Origin of the sequence: Halobaculum sp. MBLA0147 (assembly GCF_041361345.1) — an archaeon.
GTDB lineage: Archaea > Halobacteriota > Halobacteria > Halobacteriales > Haloferacaceae > JAHENP01.
The window spans coordinates 194914-207115 of record NZ_JBGKAD010000002.1 but is presented as its reverse complement, the minus strand read 5'-3'; the positions used below and the strand labels follow the sequence as shown (position 1 = coordinate 207115).

Annotated in this window: 8 protein-coding genes; 2 read left to right on the top strand and 6 right to left on the bottom strand. The window is 56.6% G+C overall.

What is annotated here, in order from left to right:
- Positions 1 to 129 precede the first annotated feature (129 nt).
- From RYH80_RS15425 to RYH80_RS15415, 3 genes are all read right to left on the bottom strand, one after another.
- Positions 130 to 2394, bottom strand: a complete 2265-nt coding sequence (locus tag RYH80_RS15425) for an ATP-binding protein (RefSeq protein ID WP_489753333.1) — start codon at positions 2392 to 2394, stop codon at positions 130 to 132.
- Between the two features lie 1908 nt (positions 2395 to 4302).
- The gene (locus RYH80_RS15420; protein ID WP_370904911.1) at positions 4303 to 6738 is read right to left on the bottom strand and encodes a PAS domain-containing sensor histidine kinase; all 2436 of its coding nucleotides are present in this window, start codon (positions 6736 to 6738) and stop codon (positions 4303 to 4305) included.
- Positions 6735 to 7883: an FIST signal transduction protein gene (locus RYH80_RS15415; protein ID WP_370904910.1), complete on the bottom strand. Its 1149-nt coding sequence runs from the start codon at positions 7881 to 7883 to the stop codon at positions 6735 to 6737. The genes RYH80_RS15420 and RYH80_RS15415 overlap by 4 nt, the downstream gene beginning before the upstream one ends.
- A 518-nt stretch (positions 7884 to 8401) precedes the next feature.
- Between RYH80_RS15415 and RYH80_RS15410 the strand changes: the two genes are divergently transcribed.
- Together RYH80_RS15410 and RYH80_RS15405 are read left to right on the top strand one after the other, a co-directional pair.
- Entirely contained in the window at positions 8402 to 8638 is a 237-nt protein-coding gene (locus tag RYH80_RS15410; RefSeq protein WP_370904909.1) for an antitoxin VapB family protein, read from the top strand.
- Between the two features lies 1 nt (position 8639).
- Positions 8640 to 9029, top strand: coding sequence for a type II toxin-antitoxin system VapC family toxin (locus RYH80_RS15405; RefSeq protein ID WP_370904908.1), 390 nt, complete (start codon positions 8640 to 8642; stop codon positions 9027 to 9029).
- A gap of 14 nt (positions 9030 to 9043) precedes the next feature.
- On the opposite strand, the gene RYH80_RS15400 is transcribed toward RYH80_RS15405, so the two are convergent.
- The 3 genes from RYH80_RS15400 to RYH80_RS15390 all read right to left on the bottom strand — a co-directional run bounded on the left by RYH80_RS15400 (position 9044) and on the right by RYH80_RS15390 (position 12172).
- Positions 9044 to 9850: a transcriptional regulator TbsP domain-containing protein gene (locus RYH80_RS15400; protein ID WP_370904907.1), complete on the bottom strand. Its 807-nt coding sequence runs from the start codon at positions 9848 to 9850 to the stop codon at positions 9044 to 9046.
- Between the two features lie 215 nt (positions 9851 to 10065).
- Positions 10066 to 11100, bottom strand: coding sequence for a Cdc6/Cdc18 family protein (locus RYH80_RS15395; protein ID WP_370904906.1), 1035 nt, complete (start codon positions 11098 to 11100; stop codon positions 10066 to 10068).
- A 229-nt stretch (positions 11101 to 11329) separates the two neighbouring features.
- Positions 11330 to 12172, bottom strand: a complete 843-nt coding sequence (locus RYH80_RS15390; protein WP_370904905.1) for a hypothetical protein — start codon at positions 12170 to 12172, stop codon at positions 11330 to 11332.
- Positions 12173 to 12202: the final 30 nt, after the last annotated feature.

Genomic DNA, 12202 nt, shown 5'->3' with positions numbered 1-12202 from the left:
ATACCTGCGCGACGGCGAGCCTTGACTGACCGACAGTCAGTCGGTTCATGGGTTCACGCACTCCAGTCCCCGGGACTGACCACCTCAATATAGATGTCGTTGACACGAGTCGGACACTGGCAGCGGGTACTATTTTGACTGCTTGAAATTGAAGCGTGCGCCACCATCGGTGCCGTCTGTCACTGACACCGTCCAGCCATGTGCCTCCGCAATATCGGCTACGATCGAGAGCCCAAAGCCAGTTCCACCGTCATGTGACGTGACGCCGTGGTCGAACACATCGTCTCGCATTGCTTCGGGAATCCCACTGCCAGTGTCCTCAACGTAAAATAACCTGTCGTCTAGTCCACCCACGGTCACAGTTACGTCGGCACCGCCGTGTTCGACTGCATTCCGGAAGAGATTCTCGAAAAGTTGGGTCAACCGCTTTGCATCACCGGCAACCGTGGGAACGTCATCTGCAAGGGTGAGTGTCGCCGCGTCAGTGTCAACGTATCCCCACGCCTCCGTCGCAACATCCTCTAGTTCGATCTGCTCGGTATTCTCGATTGTTGTCTCTCCACGCGCTAGCGTCAGGAGATCATCAATGAGCCGTCCAATTCGATCGTGGGCAGATTCAGCTCGCTCAAAATGTTCTGCTTGCCCAGTCTCTTTTGCCACTTCGAGGAACCCACTTGCGACAGAAAGTGGGTTTCGAAGATCGTGGGCAACGACGCTCGCGAACTGATCAAGTCGTTCGTTCTGCCGTTGTAACTCTTCTTCTCTGCTCGCTCGTGCGAGTGCTGCCTCGACAGTCGCACCGAGAATCCGAAATAAGTCGATATCTGTCTCTGAGAAGACTCGCTTGGACGCTGATCCAGTCGCCATGAGCCCGTATCCACCTAGTGGGACGAGGATTTCACTTCGAATTTCCGTGTTCGGATTGAGGGGCTGTCCCTCGGCTTGAACATCATCGTATACATTGATTTCTCCGGACTCAAACGCATCCCAGGCAAGACTGTCGCCAGGCGTAAATCGCGGAGACTCGCCAATAAGATCTCGTGCTGTGGGCGTTTCCGTAATCGGGACGAGCGCTTCCTCTTGTTCGTCGTATTCCCAGATTCCAGTAATCTCAAGATCAAGGATCTTGGCAGCCGCATCCACCGCGATGGTCCCGATTTCGTCGCTCGATTCAGCGTGGCTCAACTGTTGGGCGGTTTCTTGAAGTGATCGAAGACGCGTTTCTAACTGTTTCTGTTCGGTGATGTTACGGGCGACAGCGAGCACTTGATTGCTCGCTTGCGTCTGGAATGTGGTTGCCCGAACGTCGAACGTCTGTTTGCTGGTCCCGACCACGATGTCGAGCTGGAGGTCTGTATCATACAACCCGCTGGACCCACGATCGTTGTTGGCATTGGCACGTGCTGAGTTGATCGCCTTGGAGAACCGCGTCATATCGGAGTCGCTGATTCGATCACCGACGACCGTTTCGAGCCGTTGTCCTGTGAGTTGGGCTGACTGATTTCCAGCGAGGACCCGCTTTGCAGCCGTATTTGCGAACGTGATGTGTCCCGTCTCATTGAGCACGAATACGATGTCGCGAATGGTTTCTACAATCGCGGCACCAGGCTCTGCCTTCAGTTCCTGCTTTTGATCGTCGGTGATCTCACGCGAGAAGACAGTCAGCCCATCACTGTCTGGAAACACTCGCACTGCAACCCAGTAGTTGAACGGCTCTTCGAGATACTGTTCAAAAGAAACCGGCTCACCGGTCTCCATCGCTGTTCGGTACTTGGCTTCGAGTTCTGTCCCGACGATTGATGGGAACTCCTCCCAGATGGTCTTGCCAACGACCGCGTCCGGGTCACGATCAACTCGCTTGGCCATTCGCTCGTTCATATACTCGATACGCCACTTGCTATCGACAGCGTAGACCGCATCAGTGGTGCGTTCGAGCGTTCGTTGGAAGCGCCGTCTCGTCTGCTCGGCATTTTCGCGTTCGCGAGCAGCCCTCGTGAGCGTCTGAATGCGGGCCGCGAGTAATGTGAAGTTATCACGTTCTGACCGGAGTGGAATGTAGTCTGAGACCCCGGCCCGAGTCGCTTCGCTTGCAATCTCCTCACTTCCCTGTCCAGTGAAGAGGATTATTGGGATATCCTCGTCCCGTTGCCGAATCGAATCCGTGAGTTCGATTCCGTTGGCATCATCAAGCGAGTATGCTGTCACGATACAGTCGATCCGCTCCGTGTGGAGATTATCTAGGGTTTCGTCGACACCGTTGGCACGCAGACAGTCGACCTCAGGACTTGTCTGTTGAAGCTTGGTTTGAACTAGTTCTGTAAACGCAGAATCTGGGTTCACGTAGAGGACGCGGATTGGGTTGTCCAGTATGTCACTCGCACCGAGCACAGTCACTTGTGGTGGGTTGAGAATCTTATTAAGTATTTTTGTGAGACGCTCCTATGGGTCGATAAATAGAGCCCAGTCATCGGTGATAGGTAGCTACGGTGTCGCACAGCGACTGAAATAAATAAAGAGGACTTGTATTGTCGTATTAGCAGTCCTATCGCTCTTATTCCGGTTTTAGAACTGCTTGCTCCCGGTATCAAGCTCATACAACCGGTCGTATCGCAGACGGACTTCTTCACCAATTCCACAACATCCCACAGAAGCTTAGTAGGTCGAACACGCATAAAGCGTCGTGAATCGGCGGCACGTACTTGGTGTACTCGCGTCGACAGTTGGAGCCGGATGCCTGAGGTTGACTAGCGACAACAACTCTACGGCATCACCGACACGCTCATCAAGTAGTACGTCAACTGCGACCCAGTTTCCAACTGACTCACCGACCCGGACACCAACAGACAATCCCACAGAGACTGCAACTGACACAGAGAGTCCAACACCGATCGACCCATCCTACCCAGAAGGGCTGACTGATCAAGGTGTCAGTAATATCTTATTCCCTTTCCACCTCTCGACGTTGGGGTCAACCAGCTTTAGAGTGAAGTGGTCGAAACTCAATCGGGATAGGTCTGAGTTCAGATGGCGAAAACAGTACGATGCCGGGGTCGGACAGGCCGTTGGTCGGGCAACTGCACGAGAGATGGGCGGTCCAGCCGATATCTACCGATCACGTACCGACGGGTGTCTGTGGCGGGAGAATACCGGTGATGGCTACACGTACGGCGAAGATAGTGTCGGCTGGAGCATTGAGCAGATAACGTGGGCTGAAGAAATCAAATCACTGTTTGAGGCTGGCAACTGGAGCTCCCCGACAAGAGTTAATGACACGCGACCGGCCATCTGGGAAGTTTCCACAGAGACGGTTTCCGAGGGAGCTGATGCACCTGGTTACCGGAACGAAACGCTGACGTCTCTCTCAGCAACTATGCAGATTGATCAACGCGGGGTCATTCGGAGTGTCGAGGCGTCATATCAGACTGCCGATTCCCCCGAAGAGGGTGGCACGAAAGAGAACTTCACGACGAGGTTCGCTATCAGTAACATCGGGGAGACGAGCGTCACCAAGCCGTCGTGGGTATCCACTGCAAAAAAGAAGCGACCGACGGTTTCAGCAGAACTGGTCGATGATAGACGATTTATACGGTTCCGAATCGGCTCGGGGAATCCACTCAAATCCAGGTCATTCGTGTCAGTGTTCACTGATAGAATCCCCTCTAGTTCATACAGCATCAGGCTCGACAATCGGCTTTCGACAAACACAGATGTGTATCTGTATCGATCTGGTGAGGCCGGTAACTTCCCAAGTCTCGGACTAGCTCGTGGCACGCGGCCATCCAACGTGTCGCCGCAACCATTTGGAGAGAACGTTGATCTCTACTCGCGACGAGCAGTTCTCGGGTACTTCAAGAAGAGCAATATATAAAACCTCAGACGTAAGCTGTGGCAAAGACCAGGTTCTTACAACTAGTGTATAGAACATCCCGCCTTCGGGCCGGGGATGAATCCGATTCCCCCTCCACGCCTACACACCCCTCCACACCCACACACTGACGCTTCACTCGCTTATTCAAAAAGTCGTATAAGTACAGGTGGGGCGTTGGAGGCCACGCACAGAACACACGCTTGTTGCTTCACCAATCACTCACAGGCCAGAGAAGCGCTAGACTGACAGGTATGGTTTGTATCCAAACTCTGGAACGTCACTGTCCAAAATATTTAGTGATTCGGAATGAAATAGGAGATATTCTTGCGAAGACGACCTGAAACCCAAGACTCCACGGCGACCAGAACTCAATCCTGTTTTGAGTAGCAATACTAGTCAAATCTAGCTCAAACCGGCGCTTGGCACGTAACTGACTACGTCGGACTCTCGAGTGTCTTACCTGAAATCGCCGCTCGACCGAGCGTGATGCGGACAGTTGTCCCACTATCAGACATATCGAAATCAACAACGCCGTTCGAATAGTCCACTACCCGGTCAATAATCCACAGGCCTGCTCCGCTTCCATGGACGACCTGCGTTTCTTCGCCTGCGACGAGCGGTTCGAGCTCGGACTCGGGAATCCCTGGCCCGTCATCACGCACTTCGATGGTGAGATGACCAGCAGAGTGTCTTGCGTCGATCTCGACATGTGGCCTGGAACCACTCTGATGCTGGACTCCGTTCTCAATGGCGTGCCTGATAGCCAACTCGAACTGTGGGTGGACGGAGACCTCAACTGGTGGGATATCACCGAGGCTAATGTCTGCACCCGGGTGTGTCTCGGTAAGACTCGAGACAACCCTGCTGACAATTCTGTCCAATTGAAGCGTTGCCTTCTCCCGACGCTGGTTCACAACTTCGCGAATTTCACTCGCATGGTCTGCTGTCGAGATAATCCGGTCGGCCGCTGATACGATCTCATCCGCGTGGCTGCTCAACTCTGATGACCCTGCCTCCTGTATTAGTGACGCACGCCCTCGGATCACGTTGAGTTCGTTACGGACGTTGTGACGTAGCACACGCGCAAGAACCTCGTCGAGCATATCCAGTTCCTGCTGCTGATTGATGATCCGGAGTGCCGACTCCGCCGTTGCTCCGAGTGTTCGAACGAACTCAAACTCGGTCTGTGTGAAGTCACGGGGATGTTTCGACCCAACCGCTAACAGTCCATAATCGTCAATGGGAATCAGTAATTCGGATTCAATCAGCCCATCAGGGTCTACTCCCCCTGTCTCTGCTTGCACATCACGAACACGCCGTGGCGTCCCATCTTGAAACACTTCCCACGCGATGCTTTCATCCGGGCCGAACGTCGGAATTTGGCCAAGGGCCTCTGCCGACTCGTCTGTCCATGCGATGGGGACAAGGCCTTCTCCTCCTGGATCGTGTCGCCAGACCCCGACGAAGGGACCACTGATTGTCATCGCAGTACGTTCAACGAGCCGATTAGCGACACCTGTCGCGTCTTCGGCTGTGATCATCTCTCTGGCAGCTTCTTGAATCAGGGCGTACGACTGTTCACGCCGTTCTCTGTTAAGAGCGATGTGAACCATTCGGGCGAGAAGATTCCCGAATTGACGATCAGATCCGTCAAATGCATTTGGTACCTGTGACGAAGCAATCATCACTCCCTCATCGCCGAGCGGTAACACGAGTGCGCTCTCTACTGGTGTATCGGGGTCTGGCAGACGATAATCAACATCTGCTATATCATTAATCACTGATGTCTCTCCCGACTCGTAAACTTCCCAGACGACTGTTTCCCGATCTGTATAGACCGGTGGCTTGTCGCTGAGGACATTATCGGTACCTGTTGTGGCTACTGGAGCCAACCCCTCACGATCTCGATCATAGAGGTGGATCCCAACTGTAGAAAAGTCGAGTATATCGGTTGCAACTTGGACAGCTCGGTTGCAGACCGCTGTCCGGTCGGTAGTAGTAAGAATATCACCAGCGGCTTGATATAATTGTTCTAGCGTCTTTTCGCGCTTCCGCTGTTCAGTCACGTCAACGTACAGACCGAATCGCTCGGTCCCATCTGTCTGTGGTGAGACAGACGCAGACCGGAGAGAGAATATTCGAGGACCATCAACGGTTTGCCGTTCGACATCGCGCTTCTCTGGACCGCCACTAGTCGTCCATGACACGTCCGGGGTACCACCATTCGGGTCGACCAGTAGTTCATCTAATGGCTGACCTATCACGTCAGCCTCATTACAGCCGAATACCCGTTCGAACGCTGTATTAATTGTTCGAACGACTTGTTGGCCTTGTTGCTGTGCGACGCTGACCATTGGCTCTGGAATCGTCTCAAGAAGCGTCTCAAATCTAGTTTTTTGCGTCCGGAGTGCGGACTCAACACGCTCAGCCTGACAGGCGTCGGCCAACTTCTTATTAAGCTCTCCAAGAGCAGCCAATACATCTGCTGGAATCTCACCGCTGGAGTTGACCAACAGGAGAACGCCAAACTGAGGGAGCTTCATGATATGAGCAGTGGCCCCCACATCGATTGAGGACCTGACGGGTAGGGCGTCGTCTATCTGTCCGTTCACAACGAGGTCGGAGAGTCGCTGATTAGCGGTCTGAAACGCCTCGTTGACTCCAGGCTGCGAAGGAATCGCAGTGATACGGTTGAGCACCTGCCCGCTGACTGCATCGTCTGTCAGTTCGAATACTGCCCCAGCCGAACAATTCAGTTTTCGAACATAAGCTGATAAAGCCTCTCTTGCGACTGCCTCAACGCTGCCACCACGGCCGATTGCAAGGGAGATCTCATACAGGATCTGCACCTGCTGTTCTCTGGAACTCATTCGTTAGACAGCGATGCAACAACTGTAGTTTTGTTGAAATACTCAAGATGCCCGTGACCGTCGTTTGCAACCTCACCAATTGAGAGTGCTCCATGGAGACGGTGGCCATTGGCCCCAATAGCCTCTAGTTCACGCTCGAAATCGTCGTTGAGGTATAGTACACGCGAAATACAATCAAACGTAAGCAACGCTTCCTCCTCGCTGGAAGATGTGTCGGTGTTATCACCAGCAGTGGAGTCTGTTGGTCCGTCAATTGCAGTTGTCGCAGCCGCCCCAGCTGCGTCGACTAACTCTTGTGAGTCGCCATGAAGAATATGAACGTATTCACCTGTTGGAATCTCGCCAAAACATTCCATCGATCCATCATTATTCACTGTATATGGATCTCTAACGATGGGTTCGGTCCCCATTCGACTGAGACCGAACGGATACGCCTTTGCGGTCTCAAAGAAGTTTGCTCGGTCAATATCCACATCAGCCTCTGATGTAAGAACACGTTTGTACACCTGAAACGCTGGCTCACCGTCCAGCGATTTCATTGTTGTCCCGTCTGCCTCTGTGACCCGAAACGGTCCGTCAATATCTTTCCACCCATGATTGACGCCAATAGAACTTGATAACGGAACGGTCGCAATCACGGCAGCATCTGTATGGAGACCAGACTCAGTGAACAGACTCGGATGTTCCTCATCGCTGAGCGTCCCTGTGCCACCACCGATGAAATTGAATTCAACACCGTATGTATCGAACAGTGATCTGATCATATCACCAATCCGGTCAGCATACGAGTCAACAAAGACGAACGCCGTTTGATTTTCTGTATCAAGTAGTGACGGGTCCAGTTGTGCGCTCAGGTCTGCCGTCGGGTCGCTCAGGTCTGTCACCTCTGTCACAGTAGGGCGTGTTGGAAGCCCGAACACCAGTGCCCCATCCTCTACGGTCTGTCCATCATGGACTAGCGTTGGAAACACGCCGCCAAAGACCGGCACGGAGAAATCACGGAAGGTGGAAAGACTGTCCTGAACAACCGCTGCACCGCCGTCTGTGACAAACACAAGGAGCCCCTCAACTCCCTCAGTTGCTGCCACTTCCGTCGCAGCGTCACAGAGTTCGTCTGCGCGGAGGGCTGTTAATCGTGTAATCATGTTCTCTGTATAGGGCGCTCACCATTTAGCCTCATCGCTGGCGGTATCCGCGCTGTGTGGGGCATCTGATTACTCTGTGGTTGGACATAATCTGGTTATATCCTCTACGGCGCCATTACAATACAAATCAAAAAGGATCAGACAGTCCGTGGTAGCTACACATCCCGTCATAGACTCACCAGGCCTCTGGGCTGGTTTGAGGACACGCACAAGCAGGCGCAGCAATCCGGAAGCGAAGGGATTGATCGGCAACCGATGGGATTCGGCGTTACAATCGTGCCCGGCTGGTTCGATACGACCGTTGGGACACACGAGTTCCCCGTGCTGGCGTACGATGGCGTCTAGTGGCTCGTGTACACGCTCGGCAGTCTCGCCGACCTCCGCGTCCTCGGGGGCGACCTCGTGAGTCGAAGAGCCCACGAGTGAGCGGCGTGGTGGACAGGCCGTCGACGCGCGACGGTCGGTCGGCCCTACGGTCGGGGAAAGCCATTTGAGCGGCTGCACACAACTGTATGCACATGTCGAAGAGTATCAGGCTCTCGGACGAGGCCTACGGACGTCTCGCCGCCCATAAAGAGGATGACGAGACGTTCTCGGATGTGGTTCTCCGGCTCGCCGGTGAGCGATCGTTGCTCGACCTTGCTGGGATTCTCGACGACGAGGAGGCGGACGCAGTCCGGGAGGCTGTTGCCGAGCGGCGCGAGCGGCGGCGTGGCGATCTCGAGGCGACGGCCGATCGACTGGAGAACGCGTAGCGTGCTGCTCGACACTCCGTTCCTGATCGACCTAATGAACGGTGACGCGGATGCTGTCACGAAGGCGCAGGAACTCGAGGCGAACCTCATCCAACAACGCCTCTCGGCGATGACGCTGTTCGAGTTGTACTACGGCGTCGCCCGGGCGACGGACTCCGAGGCCGAGCGCTCGACCGTCGAGGAGGTACTCGCCTCGAAGCCGGTGCACCCAGCCGACACGGCCGTGATGCGGAAGGCCGGCCGACTCGCCGGGGAGTTACAGAACGACGGGACGCCAGTCGATGACGGCGACGTGATCATCGCCGCGACGGCGGCCGTCATCGACGAGCCCGTGCTCACTCGGAACGTCGACGACTTCGACCGACTCGATGTCGAGGTCGAGACGTACTGACTGCTCCGCGTCGTCTACAGTTTCTGCTGTGCGACGGTCGCGAACGCGTCCAGGTCGGCCGCGGCGAGGTCGTCGTCGGCGAGGAGAAGGCGCAGTCGCGGCCGCCCCACGTCGATTGGGACCTTCTCCGTGGTGACCAGACCGAGATCCTCGATGTTCGTCTTCGTACGAGAGAAGGTCGCCTTCGAGGCGACACCTGTGTCCTCGCCCCACTTCGAGATGTCGTACAACAGTGCCTCGTTGCGCGCGGCGATGAGCAACGAGAGCGTCACGGCGTCGATCGTGTCGTCGCTCACCTCGTCTAGGGTCCCGAGCACGGCCTCGAAATCATCACGGACACCAGCGCCGACATCGGAGGCAAGCTGGTCCAGCGCCCGCGCCCGGCCTGGTGTACGGAGGTCGAACGACTCGGCTTCGTCGAACCGCTCACGGTAGGCCGTGTACACGTCGGCGATGACGGTATCGTCGGTTGCGGGAACTGCGATCGGTCGAAGGCCCTCGGTGTCGACCACAGTCGAGAGCGTATTCTCGCTCGCAAGGAGTGTCGTCTCGTTCGTCCCTGTGAGCGCACGCAGTTCCAGGCGGTCGGCTTCGATGTGGTCTGCGAGATTCGAAGCGACAAGGAAGTCGCTGCGGGCAGTCTTCAGTGCGTCCTCTCGGGCGAGGACATCCAGCGTCGCTGGAAGTGCGTCTGTGTCTACCTGTCCGAGCGTTGCCAACAGCGATGCTGGCGGGGCGACGAGAATCGCAGTCCCGTCAACGTCGGCGAACAGTTCTGCAAGGAGGTCTTCCCCCGTCTCTGCGTCGATGTGATCTGCCATACTGCTAGATACTTGTTGCTCTAGTACTTACTATTAGCGATCCGTCAGACATGGTGTAGCACCAATTTATGAATGGAACTATACGATACTGTGACGAAAGGTGAGTACGAAAAGCTAACCAACACAAGCGTCTGACTGGGTGTCGCTGTTGGTTAGTACAGTCTAACCTGATAGTCGGCGAGCAGTGCGTGTATTCGGGCAGGGTGCTCGTGAGCCTACAGCGTGTCACGGTGACGGAACGTGCGTCGCTTCCTGCACTGGCGCGTACGTTCGCGTCGGGCCGTTCCCCGATCGCTCGACGAGGTTGTAGTGGGCGAGTTTCTGGAGCCACGACCGGACGGTCCGCTTGGTGGGCGGGTCTGAGCGTGTGGCGGCGAACTCCTCGTACAACTCGCCGGGGGCGATCTCGCCTGCCTCCTGGAGGTGGCGGAACAACTCCCGTTGTGGTTCTCGGAGCGTGTCGAGTGTCTGGGCGCGCACAGCCTGTTTCCGCGTGGGATGGCGTCGTCGATGTCGCCGTCGGTGATCGTGGCTCGCTCCTCGTACGCGGCCGTCTGGGCGGCTGTGCGGAGGATCGAGAGGGCGACGCGGGCGTCACCAGCGGCGGCGTCGCTGATCTCCAGGAGTTGCGCTTCCGAGATCGCGTCGGCGACGAGCCCGTGGTCGACACGTGCCTGGAGGATGTCTGCGAGTTGCCGGGAGGTGTAGGCGTCGAAGTGGATGTGATCGGCCGTTTGCAGCCGGGACCGCACGCGGCTGTCCATCCCGTGCAGCAGTTCGCCTTCGTCGTTCGTGATCAGGATCGTGGTCACGCCCGCCGTGGCGTAGCAGTCGTAGACGACACTCGCGTCGTCCAACTGATCGACCTCGTCGAGGATGAGCACCACCGGCGCGTCGACGTCGGCGAGGCGGTCGAGGAGTTCGTCGTGACTCGTCGAGGTGCGGTGGAGGTCCGTCGCCAGTTGGAGTGACTCGAGGGCGTCGAACAGGGCGGCCCGACGTGTGTGACTCTCCCAGCAGTTGACGTGGACCGCTCGTACCTCGGGGACGGTCGCTTGGAGTTGGTCAACGGCGAAGCGCGCAAAGGTCGTCTTCCCCACACCCGACGGGCCGGTCAGGAGGACCGGGTCGGTGGCGCGGCCGCGGGTGAGTGGGTCCAGCGAGCGCGAGAGGGCGTTCACCTCGCGGTTCCGGTGGATGGAGTCGTTGGGGACGAACCCCTCCTGCAGGACGCTCGCGTTCGTGATCATGGCCGAGTGGTTCGGTGCCAGACTGAAAGGTTCGATGGGGGTGTTTCCGGGTTTCCGGGTTTCCGGGTTCGGGTGATTCAGCGCATGAGTACACGCTCTAAGTGCTGTATCGACTACTGAATGAGAATAGATGCCTTTAGACAGGGTATCCGAATGTTGACTCCTCCTGCTCAGTAAGCTCGTCTTGGATGCCACAGCTGAGCCGGTCCTGGCCTTCGATGTGTGATCACTAGCGGAGCCGACTGATGAGACGCTGCGTGACTGCAGGACGCTCAGGCCATGCGGAAAGCAATGCACGCCAGATCCGCGCTCGATCGAACTTGGTCGTCTCAACCAGCTTATCGGCCTCATGGGCCACAGCCTGCTGGAAAGCCGTAAGCCGTGCCTCGTCAATGGCAGCTTTAGTCGCGTCAGTCGGGCGCACCGCTGTCGACGGGCTGGCACTATCCACACGGATGACAACCGTCGGCGTCGACTGCCATCCGAGATCTTGCTCACCGGCAGTCACCAGGACTTCGCCTGTTGACAACTGCTCGCTGGCAATCCGTCCGGCGATGACAGCCGTGCTGACCCGACCCGTTGTCCACACGACCGGGGCCTCAGGCTCAAGTTCCGTCCCCAAGACTTGGAGCATAGCCTCGTCACCAGGCCAGGCACCACTCTCGAAGACCTTGCGGTGGACTTCGGCGAACCGCTCCCCGTGCGCGACGATATCGATATCCGCCACCTCACGGATTGTGGCACGAAGCCACTCTGGACCGCCTGCCGTGGTCTGACGACTGCCCGCGTGAGTAGACCGGGCCGTGGAGTGCTGCTCCGCGCGCACTGTCGTAGGCTCGCTCAACGGCAACTCGTCAGCCTCAGGGTGCAAAACGGCATAGAACTGGTCGATCCGACCAGCACCGTGCCGCTGCCCTCGAAGGACGATAGCCGTCGTGCCATCGGCACGGAAAACGGCACACACGTCCTCGTGGAACCAGTCTCTCACCGGCGGCGCCTCGTGCCCCCGTCCAGCAGTATCGCCGGTCGTTGTGATACGGCTGCCAGTCGTCTCGTAGAGTGTGACGTTCATGGGATTGGGTGGATGATGGTGGTTTGCAGA